At 46.4% G+C, this 22,857-nt stretch carries 16 protein-coding genes; 15 read left to right on the plus strand and 1 reads right to left on the minus strand.

Translation table 11 applies throughout. The features are described 5' to 3' along the window. Positions 1–168: 168 nt before the first annotated feature. The 11 genes from AC0YNT_RS27315 (at position 169) to AC0YNT_RS27365 (ending at position 16,709) form a co-directional block, all read left to right on the plus strand. Positions 169–1,737, plus strand: a complete 1,569-nt coding sequence (locus tag AC0YNT_RS27315; protein ID WP_475807449.1) for a response regulator transcription factor — start codon at positions 169–171, stop codon at positions 1,735–1,737. 5 nt (positions 1,738–1,742) lie between these two features. Then, positions 1,743–3,527, plus strand: a complete 1,785-nt coding sequence (locus AC0YNT_RS27320; RefSeq protein ID WP_475807450.1) for a sensor histidine kinase — start codon at positions 1,743–1,745, stop codon at positions 3,525–3,527. 14 nt (positions 3,528–3,541) lie between these two features. Continuing rightward, entirely contained in the window at positions 3,542–5,098 is a 1,557-nt protein-coding gene (locus AC0YNT_RS27325; RefSeq protein ID WP_475807451.1) for a response regulator, read from the plus strand. 102 nt (positions 5,099–5,200) lie between these two features. Beyond that, positions 5,201–6,904: an ABC transporter substrate-binding protein gene (locus tag AC0YNT_RS27330; RefSeq protein WP_475807452.1), complete on the plus strand. Its 1,704-nt coding sequence runs from the start codon at positions 5,201–5,203 to the stop codon at positions 6,902–6,904. 93 nt (positions 6,905–6,997) lie between these two features. Then, positions 6,998–7,963, plus strand: a complete 966-nt coding sequence (locus tag AC0YNT_RS27335) for an ABC transporter permease (protein WP_441894426.1) — start codon at positions 6,998–7,000, stop codon at positions 7,961–7,963. Between the two features lie 14 nt (positions 7,964–7,977). Continuing rightward, the gene (locus AC0YNT_RS27340; protein WP_475807453.1) at positions 7,978–8,883 is read left to right on the plus strand and encodes a carbohydrate ABC transporter permease; all 906 of its coding nucleotides are present in this window, start codon (positions 7,978–7,980) and stop codon (positions 8,881–8,883) included. Between the two features lie 249 nt (positions 8,884–9,132). Next, a complete protein-coding gene (locus AC0YNT_RS27345) occupies positions 9,133–10,788 on the plus strand; it encodes an extracellular solute-binding protein (protein WP_475807552.1) in 1,656 nt (551 codons plus the stop codon). 51 nt (positions 10,789–10,839) lie between these two features. After that, positions 10,840–12,588: a sensor histidine kinase gene (locus AC0YNT_RS27350; protein ID WP_475807454.1), complete on the plus strand. Its 1,749-nt coding sequence runs from the start codon at positions 10,840–10,842 to the stop codon at positions 12,586–12,588. Further along, the gene (locus AC0YNT_RS27355; protein WP_475807455.1) at positions 12,581–14,221 is read left to right on the plus strand and encodes a response regulator; all 1,641 of its coding nucleotides are present in this window, start codon (positions 12,581–12,583) and stop codon (positions 14,219–14,221) included. Before AC0YNT_RS27350 ends, AC0YNT_RS27355 begins: the two co-directional genes overlap by 8 nt. A gap of 120 nt (positions 14,222–14,341) precedes the next feature. Continuing rightward, the gene (locus AC0YNT_RS27360; protein WP_475807456.1) at positions 14,342–15,769 is read left to right on the plus strand and encodes a glycoside hydrolase family 43 protein; all 1,428 of its coding nucleotides are present in this window, start codon (positions 14,342–14,344) and stop codon (positions 15,767–15,769) included. An 82-nt stretch (positions 15,770–15,851) separates the two neighbouring features. Beyond that, on the plus strand, positions 15,852–16,709 hold the full coding sequence (locus AC0YNT_RS27365; protein ID WP_475807457.1) for an AraC family transcriptional regulator: 858 nt from the start codon (positions 15,852–15,854) through the stop codon (positions 16,707–16,709). Positions 16,710–16,864: 155 nt separating this feature from the next. Here the strand turns inward: AC0YNT_RS27365 and AC0YNT_RS27370 are convergent, their stop codons facing one another. Further along, complete coding sequence (locus AC0YNT_RS27370) at positions 16,865–18,025, minus strand: glycoside hydrolase family 27 protein (protein WP_475807458.1); 1,161 nt, start codon at positions 18,023–18,025, stop codon at positions 16,865–16,867. Between the two features lie 287 nt (positions 18,026–18,312). Here AC0YNT_RS27370 and AC0YNT_RS27375 point away from each other — a divergent pair, with 287 nt between their 5' ends. The 4 genes from AC0YNT_RS27375 (at position 18,313) to AC0YNT_RS27390 (ending at position 22,813) form a co-directional block, all read left to right on the plus strand. Next, positions 18,313–19,839, plus strand: coding sequence for a glycoside hydrolase family 43 protein (locus AC0YNT_RS27375; RefSeq protein WP_475807459.1), 1,527 nt, complete (start codon positions 18,313–18,315; stop codon positions 19,837–19,839). 3 nt (positions 19,840–19,842) lie between these two features. After that, positions 19,843–20,856, plus strand: coding sequence for an endo-1,4-beta-xylanase (locus AC0YNT_RS27380; protein WP_475807460.1), 1,014 nt, complete (start codon positions 19,843–19,845; stop codon positions 20,854–20,856). Positions 20,857–21,066: 210 nt separating this feature from the next. After that, complete coding sequence (locus tag AC0YNT_RS27385; protein WP_475807553.1) at positions 21,067–21,792, plus strand: ABC transporter ATP-binding protein; 726 nt, start codon at positions 21,067–21,069, stop codon at positions 21,790–21,792. Further along, entirely contained in the window at positions 21,755–22,813 is a 1,059-nt protein-coding gene (locus AC0YNT_RS27390) for an efflux RND transporter periplasmic adaptor subunit (protein WP_475807461.1), read from the plus strand. The genes AC0YNT_RS27385 and AC0YNT_RS27390 overlap by 38 nt, the downstream gene beginning before the upstream one ends. Positions 22,814–22,857 lie beyond the last annotated feature (44 nt).

Here is a 22,857-nt window from a genome sequence, read left to right on the forward strand (position 1 = left end):
AAACGGCTGTACAGTCATTTTTCTGCTCAACAAGTAAACAACGGGTAAGGAAATAAAGAGATGTGTATTGTTTAACCCTACTGCTGGTCAGATAATTAAACATATCATTTCGAAAGCGGTTGCATAGATTTCGTAAGCTGACTTCTTGGTAAAGTGCAGGTGTTAATAATGTACAAAGCGATAGTAGTGGATGACGAGCCCTATATGCTGGAAGCCTGGGAAACGCTGATTGATTGGCAGGCGTTCGGCTATCAATTATGCGGGACGGCAAAAGACGGTGAAGAGGCGCTTGCTTTAATTAAGACAAACGAGCCGGATCTGGTTATGACCGACATTCAGATGCCCGTACTGGATGGTATTGAACTCGTACGTGTGATGAAAGAGGAGCTTAGACTGGAAGCCCGGACTGTTATCGTAAGCGGTTATTCGGAATTTACCTATGCGCAGCAAGCGCTGCGATACCAGGTTGATCATTATGTACTCAAGCCTTTAATGCTGAAGGAAATTCACAGCATCCTCACGGAACTGAAGGAAGAGCTGGATAAAGCGCGGATAGCCAAGGAAGAAGTTAACAGAGAGAGAGCTGCGGCGGAAGCAGCTACCATTTTAAGACTAGCCAAATGCGGCGGAACTGCTACTGTTACAGCTGCTGAACGGCTGCTCGGATTAGAAGGGGATTCACAGGTAACTCTGCTAATGGCTGAATCTGCTAATCAGACGAATCGATGCGGGGATAGCCATTCTGAAGAAGAGGCTCTGTCCATTGCAGTCCGACTCCAACAATATGTCAGTCAAGTATTCCAAGACGACAGCATTCGGATGTGGCAGTTCGAAGATGGTCCAGAGCGTGCGGGACTACTTGTCGTGAATGAACAGCTGGAGCAGGAGAAATGGGAGACAGCTCTTGCGCTTGTTGCAGCTGCGCAGCCATTCTTGCTGGAAGAGCTGACGGTTTATAGCAGCGCGAGTTCTTGCAAGCTTTCAGAATTGCATGAGCTGTACAACCAAATATTAGAATCTCGCCGCAGTGCACAATTTTTCGTGAAATCGGGTCTTCTGGTGTGCCGCAGACAGGAACAGGACTGCTGCAAATTGGAGGATATAACAACAATTGCTCACGAACTGCTTAGTCATATTGAAGCAGGCGATTCTGACCGTATACATTCGACCGTTGATCGGCTGCATGAAAGGGATAAAGGTACGCCATTCATGTACGGCTGGCTGCAAGGAGCTCTTGAGTATCTTTGTGGTGAATTGCTGCGCAGGTATGAGGAGGAGAAGGATGAATCCGGCTGGCTGCTGAATTGGTGCAAGGAAACGACAAGTACAAAGTGCTGGACAAGTGAGCGTCTGAAGGCGAAATGCATGGAGGTATCGGTGCATACGAGGAACCGGAAGCAACCGCTTCGTGCAGTGGAAGGAATCATTGCAGAAGCGATTAACTACTTGAAGAACCATTACCAGGAAAAGTTGCAAATATTGGATGTGGCTGATCTGTTCCATCTGAATCCGGTTTATTTCGGGCAGCAGTTTAAACGGACGACAGGCACCAGCTTTCATGATTTTATTCACAATCTTCGGATTGACGAAGCGAAAAAGTTGATCAGGAGAACGGATTTGAGACTTTCCGACATTGCCAAAATGCTAGGCTACCACAGCACGGAATATTTTACCGTCAAATTTAAAGCGCTTACAGGTAAGCTGCCTTCCGCTTACAAAAATGCTTGTCAGAGGTGAAAGATATGGACGGCAGAAAGCCTGGGATTATTGGCATTAATGATATCCCGCTGAAATACAAGTTCCTTCTTATTTATCTACTATGTGTTCTGCTTCCCATCGTAACCATTAACCTCTTCTTCTATCAACGGAATTCGGAGGATATTAAGATACGTGAACAGGATAATTTGCGCAAATCGATTGAGCGGGCGTCCGGTGAGCTGCTTGGCATGATTGACGAGAGCGTCGCGCTGAGCCGATCAATTGGCAGCGATGATTCGATCTATGAGGTACTGGACCGGACTTATGATTCGCCCAGTGATTATTATGAGGTGTACAACGGATTACTGCGGGACCGTCTGACTCGTTATATGTCCGAGAATATTGTGGAGGCTCGAATTTATACAAGCAATCCTACGATTCTGACCGGTGCAAACTATTATGTGATGGACTATTCGGCTGACGAGGATTCCTGGATCAAGCCGCTTCAGCAATCTAACGGCAATATTATAGTGGCGGCCTATTACGAGAGTACGGGATTTAGTCCTGGCAAACGCATCAGCGTTATTAGCAAGATGAATACGTACACTTCGTTTTCCAAATACCCCAAATATTTACGTATTGACTTAAATGTTGACAAAATTAATCACATTCTTGATCGTGAGCTGGACAGTCTTCAGCTTCGTCTGGTGGATGGCCGGAACCGGATTGTTGCTGCTAGCAGCGGACTACAAACCTCTGATCCGTCAAACCCGGAAGAGCTGCTGGTTCAAGTACCGGAGGCAAGCGGCGATTATACCATCGAGCATATGCTCGGAGATGTCAGTTATGCAAAGGGCTGGAAGCTGACGGGCATTGCAGATACGCGGCGGATAGACAAGCTGCTTGAGGATGCGCACCGCTCGATCATTTGGCTTGCAGTGATTAGCACGGTAGTACCGTCTTTACTTATATTTATAATTTTCCGTTCCTATCATTACCGGGTGAAGAAGTTATCCAGACATATGCAGAAAGCAAGGAACGAGAAATTCGAGCTCATTGACATTCAGGAAGGCCGAGATGAGATTGGAGGTTTAATTTATACCTTTAATGTCATGACCGGCAAAATCACAACGCTGATTAATGATGTATATAAGCTGGAGATCCGTCAAAAGAGTATGGAGCTTGAGCAGGTCCGGACAGAGCTGTCGATGCTGCAAAGCCAGATGAACCCTCATTTCCTCTTCAATACTTTAAATGCGCTGCTAATCGTCTGCATGAAGAAAGGTTATTGCGAGGTGACAGAAATAATCAGTAATCTGTCGCTGTTAATGCGCCAGCTTCTGCAGAGCGCGGACGGTCTTGTTACGCTTGAGGAGGAACTTCAATTCACTACGATGTATCTGCAAATCGAGAAGTTCCGTTTTGGCGATCAGTTTGACTATCATTTTGAGATTGATCCGGCATCCCTCTCCATGAAAATTCCGAGAATGAGCATTCAGCCGCTTGTCGAGAATGCTTGCAAGCATGGTTTGCAGGTTAGAAAAGGGAACAGACTGATTCATGTTACCTCGAAGGTTAGTGACCGCGCTCTTGAAATCAAGGTAATCGATAATGGAGTTGGGATGGATGACAGAAAGCTTCAGCAGCTGATGGAGAGAGTAAGAAACGATCAGGATATGGAAGGCCATGTCGGTATCCGCAATGTATACCGCAGGCTGGAGCTGTTCTACCACGGGCATGTCCGTTTTCTGATCAGCAGTAATCCTGATAACGGAACGGCAGCTGGATTCCACATTCCTTTATCCAAACTTGAGCCTATAAAGGAATAGAAGGAGGCAAATACATGTATAAAGTACTGCTGGTAGATGACGAACCAATTGCAATTGAAGGCCTTGAGCTGCTCATTAATTGGGCAGAGTACGGTTTTCATATTGAAGCTGCATGTAATAATGGGGAGGATGCGATGAACTATATCCGGAATTACAACCCGGATCTCGTTGTTACGGATATTCAAATGCCGGTTCTAAATGGACTGGAGCTAATTGAGCAGACGCGCACTATGGGCAATCATTCAACGATGTTCGTTATTACAAGCGGATACAACAATTTCGACTATGCGAAGAGAGCGATTCGCCTTGGTGTTTCGCATTATTTGACAAAACCTATTAACAGTAAAGAAGCTAATGCCGTACTTCTGAATTTGCAGGAGACGCTTGAGGAGCGGGAACGCCAGCACCTGATTAAGGCTAGTGCAGACCAATATGCAAGTAAACGTGCTTTAACACGGCTTCTGTTCAACCATGCGGAGAAAGAGCGACTTGAAGCTAAAGAGCTGCTGCAGAGGGTTGCAGGACAGGTGGATCAATGGATCTGCATGCAGCTTATTACGGATGCTGAAAATCTAGGCAATGCGCGTGAGGCAGCCCACCAGTTTTCCGTTCAACAGGATTTATGCTACTTGATTGACGGTGATAAGGATAGGCTGGGCCTGATAATCGGGCTTCAGACAGGCGGCGGATCCACTGACAGACAAGGGCGCATACACGAGTATGCGGACGGGCTGCTGCAAGCCGTGAAGAACAGGGGCCATGGAAAAGTCGGAATAGCGGTCGGCAGCAGCGCCAGAAGCCTGGATGAGTTGTTCATGTCCTGGGAGAGCGCTGAGGAAGCCGGTCGTTTTTTATTTTTCAGCGAGACAGAGATTGTTCTTTGTGAGGATATCCAGATAAACCGATTCTCCAATGATTCCAGTTTTCTGAAAGCGGCAGATTCAATTATTGAGATGCTGGAGAGTGGTGATGAGGGAGATTTGGAATTATCCATCCATGAGGCATACTGTAACTTTAAGTCTCACCGAACAATACCTGAATTAGTCAGTATCTTTTATACCCAGGTTATGATGCGCTGTGCAGCCGTGTATAAGGAACTGGGAGGTAATCCAGATGAACTTCTTGTTGGGTTCGGACAGAGGCTAAGCGCTTCAAGAAGCGAGGATTTGCATGAAATGGCCGTTGCCTTGACCAGCTTTTGCCTGAAGAGCCAGAAGGCGATTCGGCTGTTACAGGAGAAGAATACGGGTGGAACAGCGGTAAAGGTAGCAGAATTTCTTAATCAGAACTACAGGGATCCGTTGACGATCAAAGATATTGCAGAACGCTTTTATATGAATCCGGTCTATCTGGGACAGCTGTTTGCGAAGAAATACGGCAAAGGTATTGTTGATTACATTCATGATCTGCGGATGGAGGAAGCTAAACAGCAGTTGGTTGAAACGAATCAGGCTTTATATATGATCGGGGAAAATCTTGGCTACAGCAGCTATCAATATTTTATGAAGCAGTTCGAGAAGCGAGTGCTCATGAAGCCGGCAGATTATAGGAGCCATCATAAAACCACTTAATTATGGGGGTTAAAAATCTAAAGTATGCGTATGTTGCAAGCGCATTCATTTCTTCATAATAAAGAAGCAAGGACATAAGGAATTTAAAGGAGGAGCAATAAAATGGGGGTAATGAAAAGAAAAACGTTGTTAACCACGATGTCGCTTACACTTGCACTTAGCTTGACACTTGCGGGCTGCAGCAGCGGTAATAACAACAATGGCAAAGAATCTCCGACAGCTTCAAGCAATGCATCTGGTTCCGTAAACACGGCAACGGATAAGAAAGAGCAAATTACGATTTCGGCCTTTTTGGGTTCACCAAGTCAGGCGCCTACAGCAGATAATCGGATCTACAAAAAGATTCAAGATGAGCTTGGGGTTAAGCTCAATATGGAAATGCTGGTAGGCGATCTGCAGCAAAAGCTGGGGGTTATGATTGCCGGCGGCGAATACCCGGATCTGATCACGGCCGATACAAAACTTGTAGCTGCAAAGGCGGTTATTCCGCTGGAGGATTTGATTGAGCAGTATGCACCTAATCTGAAAGCACACTATGCTGATGTATGGAACAAGATGAAGGACTCCAGCGACGGTCATATTTATTGGCTGCCGAACTACGGTGTTCAGCAAGGCGAAGTTCATTCCAACTACTATTCCGGTCCGGCCTTCTGGATTCAGAAAGATATTTTGAAGGAAGCAGGCTACCCAACTCCGAAGACACTTGACGAATATCTTACTCTCATTCGCAATTACTCGGCCAAGCATCCGACAACAAGCGATGGTCAACCTACTATTGGCTTCACAACTCTTGCATTCGACTGGCGGACCTTCGGGCTGCTGAATGCACCTGAGCATCTGACAGGACATCCGAACGACGGTGGTGTTGTGGTCGATAACGGTGCAGCTTCCGTTTTCGCCGATAAGGATATTGCGAAGCGCTACTATAAAGAACTGAACGGCCTTTATAACGAAGGTCTGATGGATAAAGAGGCATTTGTTCAGAACTACGATCAATACCTGGCCAAAATCTCAACCGGCCGCGTACTTGGCATGTTTGACCAGCACTGGAATTTCCAGGCGGGTGAAGATACGCTTGTTTCCCAGAACAAGATCGGTGAGACGTATGTCGGTTTCCCACTTGTTTATGATGCAGGTACTAAAGATTATTATTGGGATCGTGCTTTGCCTAACTTGAATAACGGTTTTGGTATCAGCAAGGATGCCAAAGATCCGGTTGCAATTATTAAGTTCCTTGATGCCCTTATGAGCGAGGAATGGCAAAAAACGTTGTCATGGGGTGAAGAAGGCGTTGACTATATGGTAGGCGACGATGGAAAGTTCTACCGTACCGAAGAACAACGTAAGCAGCAACAGGATCCTACCTGGAAGCTGGCAAACAAAGCAGAAGCCTTCTACGCCGCATCACCGAAGATGGAAGGCAGCTTCAGTGACGGTAATGCAACAGATGCTGGCAGCCAGCCACAGGAATTCTATGATTCGCTTAAACCGGAAGATAAAGAACTGCTGGACGCTTACAAGTTCAAAACCTGGACAGATTTCTTCTCTTCACCGCCAGAAAACCGGGTTGACTACCCAGCATGGCAGGTCGATCTGATTGACGGCTCGGACGCATCTGTTGCCAACAAGAAGATGACAGATTCATCGCTTAAGTTTTTGCCGAAAGCCATTATGGCGAAGCCTGAGAAGTTCGACACAGTATGGCAAGAGTATGTCAACGACTACAAGAAAATTAACGTCAAGGCGTACGAAGACCGTATTAACGAGCAGCTGCAATGGCGGACTCAGAACTGGACGAGCAAATAAAAAGAAAATAGGATGAAGTGCCGGAAGCAAAGGCAAAGCTTTTGCTTCCGGCAGTCACTCTATATGAAGGATCGGAACAAGGAGGAGAGAAAGATGGCGAGTACCCCGGAGATAATGACATCAAAGCCGTCTGCGAAAGCCGGCACTAAGTTATCGGTAATGAAACGGATGCGTGGCCAGAAGCAGCTCATGCTGATGTCGCTGCCTATAATGATTTACGTAGTTATTTTCTCTTATTACCCCATTTGGGGCTGGACTATGGCTTTTCAAAATTACAGTCCAGCAAAACATTTCTCCGAGCAGCAATGGGTAGGTTTCAAGCAATTTAAATTTTTGTTCAGTGATGAAACGTTCCTGCGGGTTCTCCGCAACACGATTGGTATGAGCGTTATTAATATGGTGTTTGGTTTCGTAACAGCGATTGTATTTGCCATATTGCTTAATGAAATTAAGAACAAGCTGTATAAACGCACCATACAGACCATTTCTTATCTGCCTCACTTCTTATCATGGATCATTGTAACTGGCATTGTTGCCAATACGCTGTCGGTAGATGGCGGGATCGTGAATGATGTACTAATGAAGCTTGGCTTTATTAATGAACCAATTATGTGGCTGAGTAAGCCTCATTATTTCTGGGGAATCGTAGCTGGATCCCATGTATGGAAAGAAGTTGGTTGGAATGCCATTATCTATCTTGCGGCTATTACGTCCATCGATCCTTCCCTGTATGAAGCAGCGGAAATCGACGGGGCTAACCGATATAAGAAAATGATGCATATAACACTTCCGGGTATCAAATCCATCGTTATTATTTTGCTAATTATGAACCTCGGTTGGATTCTGGAAGCGGGCTTTGAGGTCCAGTACCTGTTAGGTAACGGGGTTGTTATAGACTGGTCGCAGACGATTGATATTTTCGTACTGAAGTATGGTTTGCAGCTCGGAAACTACTCGCTTGCGACAGCAGCGGGCATCTTCAAAACAGCCGTCAGTATTACTCTTATTTTTGCAGCTAATAAAATCGCCCAGCGTTTCGGCGAAGACAGACTGATATAGGAGGGCAATCTGAAATGAAAACTAAGCAGCTTCGAGCAGAACCGATTGTCTTCCATTCGTTTAATACCATTGTCATGATCTTGCTGGCTGTTGTTACCTTATATCCGTTTCTGAATACGCTCGCCGTATCCTTTAATGCCGGTAATGATACGATCCGTGGAGGCATTTACTTATGGCCGCGCGTTTGGACACAGCAGAACTACACGGCCGTATTTGCAGGCGGAGCGATCTACCATGCTTTCTGGGTCTCGGTAGCAAGAACAGTTATCGCCACGGTGCTCAGCTTATTCCTCACCTCTATGCTGGCCTACACGGTAAGCAGGAAGGAGTATGTGTTCCGCAAGCCGATTACGATCATTATCGTGCTTACGATGTATTTTAATGCAGGACTGATCCCTTCTTACTTCCTAATCAAGGATCTGCATCTCTTAAACAGCTTCTACGTCTATATTATTCCAGGACTGATCAGCGCCTTTAACATGATTGTCATCCGGACTTATATTCAGACTCTGCCGGAGGGACTGATTGAATCGGCGAAGATAGACGGTGCAGGGGATTTCCGTACCTTCATCTCCATTATTCTCCCGCTTTGCCAGCCTGTACTGGCGACAGTCGCACTGTTCGTAGCAGTTGGGCAATGGAATTCTTGGTTTGATACATTCCTATTCGCCTCCTCGAAGGAGAATCTCAGCACTTTGCAATACGAGTTAATGAAGTTGTTATCTTCTTCCATGTTCTCTAACAGCAATGCTGCTGTATCCAGCAGCGGAAGCGCGATGAACGCCGTACAAAACATGGTGACACCTGTGTCGATCCGGGCTGCGATTACGATCGTATCTGCCTTGCCGATTCTCGTGGTATATCCATTCATGCAAAAGTATTTCGTTCATGGCATGCAGCTTGGAAGCGTGAAGGAATAGTTTTAACTCGAAAAGGCCGTGCGGGTATTACAACCTGTACGGCTTTTTGACTTGAATACAGCCCTCAATTACTGTACATTTCAAAGTATTAAATAGTAAACAACGGGTAACGACATAAAGAGATGTGTATTGTATTATCAGGTGTCAACCAAGATAATGAATATCATACAGCTCGTCGCAGCTGCGCCCGAGTGAAAAGGGGTAATCCTGTTGCGGATACCAAGGTCAAGGTCAAACAAAGCTAAGCTTATGCTTACAGCAATTATGTTTCTATCAACCTTAGCTGCATGTGACGAAGAAAACGCTACCAACCGGCCGAAGGAGCAGGTCAGCAATCCCCCAGTAATAAGCGGTGACTCGTCCTTCAGCCGATACGACCCTCCGATTGAGCTTTCCTTTGTAAGAGAAACAGGGGAAGGACTGGATAGCCTGATCAACAGCCTGCCCGGGGAAACCCTGGCGGATAATCGCTGGACCAGGCTTGATGAAGAGGTTCTCGGAATCAAAATCAAGTACGATTGGACAGCCAAAGGGGACTTATACCGTCAGAAGCTTGGCGCCTCTATTGCTTCAGGCAATATTCCGGATGTAGTGGCAGTGGATGCCCAGCAGCTCCGGGAGCTCAGCAATGCAGGACTGATCGAAGATTTGACGGATGTCTATGAACAATATGCTGCACCCCTTACGAAGAGAGTACTCAGTGAGGAAGGTGATGGTCCATTTGAGACGGCAACGATTGATGGCAAGCTGATGGGCATTCCGCAGACAAGTTCATCCGTTGAAGATGCCGACTTGTTATGGATTAGAACGGACTGGCTGAATAGACTAGGGCTGAAACCGCCAACAACGATGCAGGAACTATTGACCATTTCGAAAGCGTTTACAGAGGGTGACCCTGATCATAACGGCAAAGACGATACCTTCGGAATTGCAGCAACCAAATATTTGGGAGACCCTGTTATGGGGCTTGTGGATCTTATGGCCGGTTATGATGCATTTCCAAATATATGGATAAAGAATCAGCAGGGCAAACTCGTGTATGGAGGGATTCAGCCTGAGGTCAAAACAGCCTTGAAGGTCATTCAGGATATGTATCGGCAAGGGCAGATTGATCCTGAGTTTGCTTTGAAGGACGGAGAGAAGGCTAACAAGCTGATAGCATCCGGGAGGATCGGCATGATCTACGGCGAGCAATGGGCTTCCTTTCTAGTGCAAACAAGCCGTGATAATAATAAGAATGCTGACTGGCAGGCTTACCCGATCGTGTCTGCTACTGGAGACGCAGCCAAAGTTCCACTTAAATTCAACACGAACACTTACTTCGTGGTCAAGAAAGGTTATGAGCATCCGGAAGCCATCGTCAAGCTGTTTAATCTGCATCTAGAGAAAAACTGGGGACAAACAGCGGAGTATGAAAAGTATTACAACACGACCTATGCAGTATGGCAGCTGTCACCGGTTACGCCGTCCCCAACCCGCAAAAATCTGGAAGCGTTCCGTCAGATTGAAGCTGCGAACAGGAGCGGAAATAATGCTTTGTTGAAGGATGAAGCAAAGTATATTAAGAAGAGAATGGATACTTATTTGTCCGGTAAGGATTCCGGTGAATCAGGCTGGGGCTGGCTGAAAACTTACGGTCCTACGGGAGCTTTCTCTATTATCGATCAATATGAAAAAAATGATCAGCTGCTGTACGAGAGTTTTGTTGGCGCTCCAACAGATACCATGATTGATAAGCAGCAGATTCTAAGTGATTTGCAGAATGAGACCTACTTTAATATTATTTTGGGCAGACCTATCAATGAATTCGACCAATTTGTAAATAACTGGTATAAACTAGGTGGGGACAAAATTACAGATGAGGTTAATCAGTGGTATGCGAAGCGCGAAAGCGGGAAACAGTGAATACCGGCCAACGAGTGCCCTATATTAAAATAGATCAACGGAGGTATTCTTTTGTTTAGACTGCCAGCTCATTCATGGCGCAATGCATTGTTTGTCAGGCTGATTATCACGAATCTGATTGTGATCCTGCCGATTATTTTACTAGGGGGCTATTTGTATAACTGGAGTTATACCAATGCCAGCAATGAAATATCAAAAAATACAACTGCCCAGCTTTCCTATTATCTGGAGGACTTAAATCATGAGATAGAGTGGCTGGAAATTCAACAATATGATATTTTGCAGGACACGGACATGAATAAGCTAGCGGTTACCTGGGATTTAATGGACAATGCTGACAGGAAGGAAAGCATCGATTATTTGCTCCACCGTTTTACTTCCATTAAAAACAGCAGCTCTTATATTAAAGATATTTATGTGCATGTACGTACCATTCAGAAGACCATCTCATCCAGTAATGGAGTTGACGATTTCAATCAACGCAGCTTTGACTATTTCCGTACAGAAGTGGATAAGAAGCAGGTACGCCTGATCCGTTGGAATGATTCACTTCATTTAAGTGCTGCCAAATATGGCGGCAAGGAAGGAGCTCCTTTATTTATTGTTCAGATTGAACTGGATATGGATAAGCTTAAGGAATCCTTGCAGCAGATCAGTGTCTATCCCGAAAGCGGCTCTTTTCTAATCTCGAATAAAACCGGATTTACACTAGCCAGCAACGATGGCACTTCAGACGCCTTAGAGAGCAATATATTTGCTGCACTTCATTCCAAAGATAATACAATGATCACCCGGTTAAATAATCGTAATTATCATCTGGATAAAGCCTACTCTGAGCCGCTTGGATTATCTGTCATCACCTATCTGCCTGAATCGGTTGTGAAGAAGCCGCTGAACGGATTTGTTAACTGGGCTTGGGTGTTCGCACTGACCTCTTGCTGCGCAGTCGTTATTTATGCTTTATCTACCTACAAGTTTGTTCATAAGCCGCTGCTGCTGCTTGTACAGAGCTTCAGAAAGATGGAAGGAGGTGCATTGGACATTCATATTGACCATGAGCAGAAGGATGAATTCGGCTATTTGTATAACCGGTTCAACCAGATGATTAAGAAGCTGCAGACGCTGATCGACCAAGATTTCAAGCAAAAGATGATGATGCAGAAGGCAGAGCTCAAGCAGCTTCAATCCCAAATTAAACCACACTTTTTGTACAACAGCTTTTTTATTCTGAACTCATTGGCAAAAACAGGGGATTTAGAGCGCGTTGAGCTTTTCACGAATATGCTTGGTGAGTATTACCGGTTTATTACCCGCAACGGCGAGGATAATGTCCACTTATCGGAAGAGACTCGGCATTCCAGAATGTATACCGAAATTCAAAAGCTCCGATTCTCCAGAAGAATTAAGGTAGAGTTCGATGAGCTGCCTAAGGATATGGAGCGTATTCGGGTGCCAAGACTGATTATACAGCCGATAATCGAAAATGCTTATGAGCATAGTCTCGAGAAAATGACAGATGAAGGCTTGCTCCGTGTATCCTTCGCTATGGATCAAGAGGAAGCAAGAATTGTGATTGAGAATAACGGTGATAACCCGATCAGCGACACTCAGATTGAAGCCCTTCAATTAAGATTAAACAGCAGAGGAGAATCCGGTGAAATGACCGGCATGATCAACATCCATCGGCGTATTCTTTTGACCTATGGAGAAGGCAGCGGTCTGTCTCTGTCCAGAAGCGAGTTAAATGGCCTGAGGGTTGAGATTAGAATCAGGCTGAAAGGGGCCGGTGACTTTGTATAGATTGCTCATAGTTGATGATGAAGATATTATTACGGACTCGCTGTACGAGGTTTTTCACCGGCTGATGCCGGAGAAGCTGGATGTCTGCAAAGCCTATTCGGCTAAGGAGGCTTTGCAGTGGATGTCACGGACAAGGATAGATATCGTCTTGACTGATATTAGCATGCCAGGGATGAATGGTCTGGAGCTTTCCGATGAAATTCAAGCCTTCTGGCCAAGATGCAAGGTCATCTTCCTGACGGGATTCAGTGAGTTTGACTATGCCTATAAAGCGATTCAAATGCCGAAAGTTCGGTATTTGCTGAAGACTGAGGGCTACGATAAGGTTACGGCAACGGTGCAAGAAGTAATTCAAGAGATTGAACATGAGAATCAGATGAGCAAGATGCTGGAGCAGTCACAAGAGCAGCTCTATGCTCTAGAGCAGATGGCACAAGGTGATTACATCCGCCACCTGCTTCAGAAAAGCTTAAATCTAGAAGAGTCCCGTCTGATAGATGAATTCCGTAAAATGAACATCGGTCTTGATCCGGAATTGCCTGTGTTTATGGTCATCGGACATTTATGTTACCCGGATGGTACTACTTATATAGAAAAAAGCAGCTTGCTTACGAACGCAAGAATGATCTGGAATTCGTATTTGTCGGAAAAAACAAGACATATCGGTATTGTTGATAAGCAGGGGGATCTCTTATGGCTGCTTCAGCCCTCCGAGTCTGCCGATGAGAAGTTCTACAATCATTTTGTCCGTTATTTGGAAGGCACGCTGGAATTGATTCAAGAGACTTGCCTGCAATCTCTTGGACTGCCAGTAGCCTGTACGATAAGCGGCACTCCCTGCGCCTGGGATGTGATGAACCGGCAGTACGAGCGGCTCCGTCAGCTGCAGCTGATGAAGATTGACGGAGATGGAATGACCATTATTTTAACGGACCGCGGTGAGCAGCTAGAGGACTCCATAGAGCAGCTGCAAAGGAAAGAGGAAGGGCATATCTCCTCTAAAGTAGAGATGCTTGCTGCCTTTCTGGAAGCAGGCAAAGCGGATAAATTCGGTGAAATATTCGAAGAGCTGAGTACGAGCATGTTGCAGGCTAACAGTCCTGTCAAAAAAACCATTGAAGTGTACTACTCTATTGCGCTGGTTCTGCTCTCTTATATCAATCGTTCGGGGCTATGCCTTGAGATTCATGATTACTGCAAGCTGATGCGCTTGGATGAGCACGCTTCAATGAAAGAGGCGGTTCACTACTTAAGGCAGGTCATTGATCAGCTATTTCAAGTGAAAAGCTCAAAGAAGAAAGATAATGTATCCAGCGTTATTGGTAATATATGTGAGTATATCAATGAGCATTTAAGCGAAGATCTGTCTCTTGTCCGGCTGGCCGAGATCAATTATTTCAATCCGTCCTATTTGTCCCGGTTTTTCAAACAGGAGTGCGGCGTCAATTTATCGGAATTCATAGATAATTGTCGGGTGAGAAGAGCAAAGGAGCTGCTGAAAGAGGATGACCTGAAGGTGCGGGAGGTTGCCGCTCTGGTGGGTTATGAGGCTGCACACTCCTTTACAAGGTTTTTTAAGAAGGCTACCGGCATGACACCGCAGGAATATCGGGACGCTCTGACCCAAACTTGAAGGGGCTGATCCATGAAACGGATAAATCTAAAGATTGCCTTACGCTTACCATGCAAGAATCATCACGAATCGTCTAATCCTGACTATTTGTGTGATTATTCTTTTAAGGAGGAATTATCAATGGAAGAATTACAAGTTAAGTTGGCTAGCGCAGTAGGTAAAATACCGCCTCAAGGCAATCCGCTTGTCTCGCACAAGTTTGGAGCAGACCCATACGCTCTTGTATATGATGGCCGTGTCTATCTGTATACGACAAATGACGTGCTGGAATACAGCGAGGATGGCGCCGTGAAGGATAATACATACGGAAACATTAACAAGATTGGTGTTATTTCCTCTTCGGATCTGGTGAACTGGACGGATCATGGCATAATTAATGTTGCAGGTCCTGATGGAGCAGCTAAATGGGCAACACAATCATGGGCGCCTGCTATCGCTCATAAGGTCATTAACGGACAAGACAAATTCTTCCTTTATTTTGCGAATAATGCGAGTGGAATAGGTGTACTCGAGGGAGACAGCCCAACTGGCCCTTGGAAGGATCCAATTGGTAAAGCGCTGATATTAAGATCGACACCTGGAGTTGAGAAGGTTACTTGGTTATTTGATCCGGCCGTGCTCGTGGACGATGATGGCAAAGCTTATATCTACTTTGGCGGAGGGGTGCCGGAAGGCAAGGATGAAAAACCGGATACAGCACGAGTCATGCAACTGGGTGACGATATGACCAGCGTAGTGGGCGAAGCACAGGTTATCCCGGCTCCGTTTATGTTCGAGGATGCAGGTATTAACAAATATAACGGTACTTATTACTATACGTACTGCTCAAACTTTTATAACGGCGTTCGTCCGGAAGGAAGCCCCCCAGCAGGGGAAATCGCCTATATGACCAGTGACAGTCCAATGGGACCATGGACATACCGGGGAACGATTCTGAAAAATCCGGGGCATTTCTTCGGAGTAGGCGGCAACAACCATCACGTCATCTTCACGTTTAAAGATGTCTGGTATATTGCATATCATGCTCAGACTTTATCGAAAGCGATGGGGGTTCCGAAGGGTTATCGCTCCACTCATCTGAATGAAGTTAAGTTCCAGGATGCCGACCAGTCCATTGAAGAAATTGCGGCCGATTACGAAGGTGTTCAGCAAATTCAGCCGTTCAATCCCTATGAGCGTGTAGAAGCGGCAACGATTGGATGGAATGCTGGAATTGCAGTTGAAGCTTCTTCTGACGGCAGTGTGGCTGTATCAGATATAGACAGCGGTGATTGGCTCGCATTGTCAAAGGTTGATTTTGGCAGTGGTGCTTCCGGGTTTGCAGCGTCTGTATCAGAAGCAGGTTCGGTTGCTGTAATTGAACTGCGATTGGATGCTGCAGATGGCCAGTTAATTGGGACTTTGCAGATTCCTGCTGCAAAGACGGAGGCAGCCGAATATCATACCGAGGTAACTGGTGCCAACGGTATTCATGATTTGTACCTGGTGTTCAAGGGCAAGCCTGACAGCAAGCTGTTCAAGCTGCATAGCTGGCAGTTCAGCCAATAAGTATGGTTTTGTGAAGCAGAGGATCGCGGCAAGAAAGAGCCGCGGTCTTTTTTGCAGGCCGGAAAGGATACGGATGTTGATTATGAAGCAGATTCGAATCTTTGATACCTTTAACAGTAGTCAGTTGATTTGCACCTACAGTGGCTATAAACCTGCCAACAGGCATAAGTGGGGGCCAGGCGTACGTGATATTTATGCTTTGCACTTCATTGTAAGCGGGAAGGGAACGCTGGAGACGCATAATCAGCGGTATCTGTTAACAGCAGGCGACAGCTTCATGATCTTTCCGCAAACGGAGATTCACTACTATCCGGATCCGGAGGATCCTTGGGAGTATGTATGGATTGAGTTTAAGGGGGATGAAGCGAAGCGTTTAGTGGCGATGACGGAGCTTGAGTCGGATAAGCCAGTAGTCACTGTATGCAAGGTTGATTTAAAGCCGTATTTCCCTGTGGTGCCAGGTGCTGAAGCGAGACCTTTTGAGAAGATGAGAACAGAGGCGCAATTACGTTTGCTGCTCTCTTATTATGTGGAATTTTATCCAAGAGAATCTCCTTCGATCAATTACGTCCAGCTGGCGAAGGAATATATCATGATTAATTATTGGCGGACAACCTTGACCGTATCGGATATTGTCCATGCTGTCAGCCTGGAACGCAGCTACCTGTTCCGCCTGTTCAAGGAAGCGGAAGGGATGTCTATATCAAGCTATGTGACTGCATACCGGATTGAACGAGCCTGCGAGCTGCTGAGATCACCTGGATTGTCCATCAAGTCGGTCGCATGTTCGGTAGGTTACAAAGATCAGCTCTATTTCTCCAAGATATTTAAGAAAGCAGCGTCATATACGCCATCTGAATATATGACGCTGCATAGCCAAGACACGAATGCTTTAGCGGAAGAGGACGCAGTTGCCGGATTCCCGGAAATATCGAATTAGCTTCTCGATAGGCTCACGTCCGCAGTCTAGTTTGACCCCCAGGCAATCAATGCATAAAAAGTGCTGAGCTGTTCTGGAGATAAGTTTCATATAGATCGCTCTGTCATCTGCCTGAAGGGGAGCCTGACAGGCTTTGCAGGCTTTACTATTCATCTTTATTTGACCAGCTTCGCCCGTACAATCAGGCAGTCATGTGCCGGCACAACGGGAGCGAACCGTTCCTTGAACACGCCAAGCTCCTTATGCTCCCAGCAGTCATACATAGATAAGGAGAACCCGGAAGCGTAGGGAAGGCCGATATCCCAGAATTGCAGCGACAACTCTCGTTGACTATCGCTCAGATTAAAGAAACCGATCGCTACGTCGCCGTCTGTAAGTACTTTTACCAGCATAAAGACATCCTCAGCATGGAACCATTGCGGCTCTGGCTTGATCCGGTAAGCTCCACGGCTCTCGATATCTTGATTAATGGCGATTAAATCCGGATTCAACAGTATATCTTTTGTCGCTTGATTAGCCGTGCGGATATCGCAGCCGATCATGAGCGGAGAACCCATTAAGCTCCATAATGAAAAATGAGTTTTGTATTCATTCTCGTTGCAGCCGCCTATCTTACTGCCGATAAACGAGTTATTGCTGCCGCCATACATGCCAACAACGAGCATATCCATATCGTTATGGCAGAAGGAACCGGTGTAGCATTCTTTGTCCAGCTGAGAGAGAGCAAGATTCTTGATAGAGTCCCAATGATCCTGAATATCGCCTGTTGACCGATACATATGGGCACCGGACTCACGTATCCATTGATAGACATTATCCTCGCCCCAATTGCAGGCAGAGAAGAGAATTTCTCGTCCGCTGTTTTTAAGGGCAAGACTCATTCGTTTGTACAGCAGTTCACCAGAGATATGCCGGGGCTTGAAGCAATAATCGTACTTCAAATAATCGACGCCCCATTCGGCGAATAATTGAGCATCTTGAAATTCATGCTCAAAGCTGCCGGGATAACCCGCGCAAGTATGTGTGCCAACGCAGGAGTACATGCCGAATTTCAAGCCTTTCGAATGAATATAATCGGCGAGTGCTTTCATACCGCTCGGAAACTTGGCAGGATCAGCAATCAGATTCCCTTGCTGATCACGCTGTTTCAAGCTCCAACAATCATCAATGACGATGTATTCATACCCTGCGTCCTTATAGCCCTCCGTTACGAATAGATCGGCAACATCACGAATTAACTGTTCGTTGATGTCCCAGGTGAAGGTATTCCAAGAGTTCCATCCCAAGGCGGGAGTAAGGCCAAGCTGCTTGTCCACTAGTCATACATCCTTTCTTATGCCGAGAATTAAGAGTTTAATGAAAAGAGCTGTTTGTATTACAACATAAGCGGGCCTTACCAGCCTATAGCCTGATGATGCTTTTATATGGATGGTTGTTGTTTCTAATAGAGTCATTATTTATAAAAAGTTTAACCTATAATTTGACGGGTTATAGAGCCGCAATCCGGCGGGTTGTTCGAGCCTGCTGCGAGAGCTAAACTTTCCTTGTTGCGCCAATAAACAAGGGATAGCAATACCTTGATGAATGGAGAGGGGAACTGCACATGAGCAGCATTGTTATAACGAACCCTATTATTTGGGCGGATATACCTGATATTGATATGATCCGCGTAGAAGATACTTTTTATATGGTAAGCACTAGTATGCATTCGATGCCAGGCTGTCCGATTATGAAGTCTAATAATCTGAAGGATTGGGAGATCGTAAATTATGTTTTTGATACGATCGAAGATAATGATGCCCACAATCTATCAGACGGTAAAGGCATTTATGGGCAAGGCTCATGGGCTTCCAGCCTGCGTTATCATAACGGAACCTATTATGTATGCTTCTCCTGCAATGATAGTCAGAAGTTCTATATTTACCGGACACAGGATATCCAGCACGGCACATGGGAGCGCTCGGTTATCAATGGGCTTCTGCATGATCCTGGACTGCTATTTGATGAAGACCGCGTCTTTGTATTCAGCGGCAACGGGAATATCTATATTACCGAATTAACAGCTGATGCTACCGAAATCAAGCCTGACGGAATCCGTCAGCTATTAATTGAAGGGGAGCGGGAAGGCATGGGGCTGCGGATAGAGGGCTGCCATGCTTATAAACTGAACGGTTATTATTATTTATTCTTCATAGATTGGCCGCGATCCGGTCATGGACGCCGCCGAGAGCTGTGTTACCGTGCGAAGGAGCTTCTTGGACCTTATGAGTATAAAGTCATTCTCGATGATGATCTTGGCTATCACAACAAGGGAGTTGCACAAGGCGGGATAATCGATACGCCTTCTGGTGAATGGTACACCTTCTTATTCCAGGACCATGATGCAGTCGGCCGGATTCCATGCGTGCTGCCGATGTCCTGGGAGAACGGCTGGCCGTTTATCACAAGTGACGGCAAAGCACCAATCTCCTTTGAGGCAAATCTGCCAGAGTTGGCTTCCAAGCCGATTGTCATCAGCGATGAATTCGACTATGAAGAGAACAAACTCGCTCTGAACTGGCAATGGAACCATAACCCCGACAACAAGCGGTGGTCAGTTACAGCCCGGCCAGGTTATCTGCGTCTGGAGACTACACAGATCACTGATCGTGTCGTGCTTGCCCGTAATACGTTGACCCAGCGGACGGAAGGTCCGGCATGCAGTGGAAATACGATACTTGATCTGTCCTATATGAAAGCTGGTGATCATGCCGGACTTGTCGCCCTGCAAAGCGGATATGGTACGGTTGGCGTTCAAGCAGAGGATAATGGCGAACGTTATGTCGTGATGGGGATGAACCGCGGTGACGGAGGTATGGAAACGGTGGAGAAGCACCGTTATGAAGGCAGCCAGATTCATGTGAAAATTGATTTTGATTTCCGTGACAGCATTGATCTTGCCTATTTCTATTATTCAACTGACGGATTGGAGTGGACACAGATCGGCCGTCCTCTGCAGATGAGATACACGCTGGATCATTTTATGGGCTACCGGATTGGTCTGTATAACTATGCCACGAAGCAACCCGGCGGCTATGTCGACTTCGATTATTTCCGTTACAGCAAGTCAATTGAAGAAAAGGGGATATGAATCATGACAGCAGATCAAAAACAGCTGCAAACAGAGGTTTCGTTAGCTAAAGCCTTCCAGGATGATTTTCTTATTGGAGCAGCAGTAAATAAACGGACAATCGTCAGTCAGAGTGATCTTCTGAAGAAGCATTATAACAGCTTAACCGCCGAAAACGAAATGAAGTTCGAAAGCCTACATCCGGAGGAGCATCGTTATACCTTTGAGGAGGCTGACCGGATTGCTGGTTTCGCGCGCGAGAACGGCATGAAGCTGAGAGGACATACGCTTGTATGGCATAATCAAACGCCAAACTGGGTGTTTGAGGATGGCAATGGCGGGAAGGCTGGTCGTGCTTTGCTTCTTGACCGAATGAAGTCACATATAGAGACGGTAGTATCGCGTTACAAGGATACGATCTATTGCTGGGATGTTGTAAACGAAGCGGTAACGGATGAGGGAGCAGAATGGATGCGTCCAACCAAATGGCTGCATGGCATTGGTGAAGATTACATCGAGCAGGCTTTCAGGTTTGCACATGAGGCCGATCCTAAGGCGCTGTTATTTTACAACGATTACAATGAGTGTAATCCCGGCAAACGTGAGAAAATCTACTTCATGGTCAAATCACTGCTGGAAAAAGGTGTTTCTGTTCACGGGATCGGACTTCAGGCGCATTGGAATCTGTATGATCCATCTCTGGACAATATTCGTGAAGCCATTGAGCGTTATGCCTCACTAGGCGTAAAGCTGCAAATGACGGAGATGGATGTGTCTATGTTTGCCTTTGACGATAGACGGACGGATCTGACGGAGCCTACGGCGGAAATGATGCGTCTGCAGGAAGTAAGATACAAGCAGTTCTTTGAGCTGTTCCGGGAATATAAAGAGGTTCTGACCAGCGTAACCTTCTGGGGGGCGGCAGATGATTATACCTGGCTGGATCATTTCCCTGTTAGAGGCAGGAAAAATTGGCCACTCTTATTCGATACCGATCAGCGTCCGAAGGAAGCGGTCAAAACCATCATCGGACAATAACAAATAGAGAGAAACGCGTTCCCTGCGGGAGCGCGTTTTTTCGTGTGAAAGCTGCCATACTCATCCGGTTTTTTCTATAGCTTGGCGGGTGTTCTACCAAAGAGCGACAGGTTGTTGCCTCTTTCTGTAAGCACTACACTTTTTAAGAAAGCAATTGCGGGGGTGTTGGCCATTAGGAAACAAAGCATAGAGGAAAGGGAAATAGCTGTGCTGGCACTGGAGGAAGAGCAAATAGAAGCAGGTGATCAGGCGCTTCTTACGGCAACGGGGATTAAGCGGGTATTCGGAAAAGGTAATACCGCAGTTACCGCGTTGTCTGATATTGAGCTTGATGTACCTGCCGGTTCGATGGTTGCCTTGAAAGGGCGGTCGGGCTCGGGTAAGACAACGCTTCTCAATATTTTAAGTGCGCTGGATGAGCCGACAGAAGGCCAGGTTTTTTTTCGTGGTAAGGAAATTACCGGATTATCTGGTAAGGCGAGGAACGCATTGCGGCGTAAAGAGATCGGGCTGGTGTTCCAGTCTTTTGGTTTGATCCCGCTGATGTCTGCTTACGAGAATGTTGAGTTCGGTCTTCGCATTGCGGGGACACCAGTCAAGGGGAACCGTGAAGCTGCGGAACGAGCGCTTGAACGGGTAGGAATGCGCGAGCGGATGAAGCATCGTCCAATGGAGCTGTCAGGTGGTGAACAGCAGCGCGTAGCTATAGCCCGTGCGATTGCACATGAACCGGCGCTGCTAATTGCTGATGAGCCTACCGCTGAGTTAGACAGCCGAATGGGTCTGCAGGTAATGCGGGTTTTCCGGGATCTAGTCAGACATGCCGGTATGACCATTCTTCTTACCACTCATGACCCGGGAATGATGGAGCTCGTTGATTATGTTATTGCATTGGAGGATGGGAAAATTGTTTCCAAAACAACAAATCAATTCTAATTGGAAGACGTTTGCAAAGCGGACTGCGGTCGTGGCATTCACAGCGATTACCTTGTCCGGCTGCTCACTTCTTCCAAATGAAGAAGCGGCACTGCAGCCCCCACTAATTCAGCCGGTTCAAGAGAAACTGGATCTGGTTGCTGTAACCCGAGGCAATATTCAAACCTCACTGAAGGGTACGGCAACCTTTGTCTCCTCAAATGTGAAGACGTTGTCATTTACCGAATCAGGCGGACAGCTGAAATCCGTTAACGTTAAGCTTGGACAAGTGGTGAAGGCCGGCGAACTACTGGCTGAGCTGGAGACAGAGGACCTGGCACTGCAGGTTCGACTGCAAAAGCTAAGCGTAGAGCGAGTGCAGCTTATGTATAAAGAAGCCGTGCAGGGCGGAGTGTCCGGGACGGAGAAACGGCTGAAAGAAATCGACCTTGAAAGGGAACAAATATCGCTGCAGGCGATGGAAGGCAAGCTTAACAAGTCGCAGCTGTACTCCCCAATCTCTGGAACGGTTATTTACGTTGATTCAATTAAAACTGGCGACCGAGTAAATGCCTATCAAACGATTGTAACGGTAGCGGACCCTTCCAGCATGCAGCTGACTTATGTGGCATCGGATGCCAAGGATGTTCTTGGTATAGAAGCTGGCATGCCCGTCAGTCTGAAGTATAAGGGGAAGGATTACACCGGTAAAGTGCTGCAGTCTCCATCGAGTGCACCAGTCAGTACAGATCAGTCAAAGGCTGACAGCAACGCTGTAACAATAGTAATGGGGATAGATCATCCGCCGGAAGGGATTCAAATCGGCCATAGCGCCGACATGATGATTGATCTTCAGAAGCGGGAAAATGTCATCGTGCTGCCGCGGAAAGCGATCCGCTCCTATATGGGACGCAATTATGTGCAAATTGCAGACGGTGAACGTAAAAAAGAAGTCGATGTTGAAGTTGGCCTGACAACGCCAACTGAAGTGGAGATTGTAAAAGGCGTGGAGGAAGGACAGCAGGTCATTCTGAACAACTGACGGTACTATGAAAGCCCGAGTGACAGGGCGCAAGAATGAGGTGT

This window comes from Paenibacillus sp. J22R56 (genome assembly GCF_056269375.1).

Bases quoted from the DNA above. Each gene is read 5' to 3' on its own strand.
- AC0YNT_RS27315 (WP_475807449.1), top strand. From the start codon at position 169: ATGTACAAAGCGATAGTAGTGGATGACGAGCCCTATATGCTGGAAGCC.
- AC0YNT_RS27320 (WP_475807450.1), top strand. From the start codon at position 1,743: ATGGACGGCAGAAAGCCTGGGATTATTGGCATTAATGATATCCCGCTG.
- AC0YNT_RS27325 (WP_475807451.1), top strand. From the start codon at position 3,542: ATGTATAAAGTACTGCTGGTAGATGACGAACCAATTGCAATTGAAGGC.
- AC0YNT_RS27330 (WP_475807452.1), top strand. From the start codon at position 5,201: ATGGGGGTAATGAAAAGAAAAACGTTGTTAACCACGATGTCGCTTACA.
- AC0YNT_RS27335 (WP_441894426.1), top strand. From the start codon at position 6,998: ATGGCGAGTACCCCGGAGATAATGACATCAAAGCCGTCTGCGAAAGCC.
- AC0YNT_RS27340 (WP_475807453.1), top strand. From the start codon at position 7,978: ATGAAAACTAAGCAGCTTCGAGCAGAACCGATTGTCTTCCATTCGTTT.
- AC0YNT_RS27345 (WP_475807552.1), top strand. From the start codon at position 9,133: ATGCTTACAGCAATTATGTTTCTATCAACCTTAGCTGCATGTGACGAA.
- AC0YNT_RS27360 (WP_475807456.1), top strand. From the start codon at position 14,342: ATGGAAGAATTACAAGTTAAGTTGGCTAGCGCAGTAGGTAAAATACCG.
- AC0YNT_RS27365 (WP_475807457.1), top strand. From the start codon at position 15,852: ATGAAGCAGATTCGAATCTTTGATACCTTTAACAGTAGTCAGTTGATT.
- AC0YNT_RS27375 (WP_475807459.1), top strand. From the start codon at position 18,313: ATGAGCAGCATTGTTATAACGAACCCTATTATTTGGGCGGATATACCT.
- AC0YNT_RS27380 (WP_475807460.1), top strand. From the start codon at position 19,843: ATGACAGCAGATCAAAAACAGCTGCAAACAGAGGTTTCGTTAGCTAAA.
- AC0YNT_RS27390 (WP_475807461.1), top strand. From the start codon at position 21,755: ATGGGAAAATTGTTTCCAAAACAACAAATCAATTCTAATTGGAAGACG.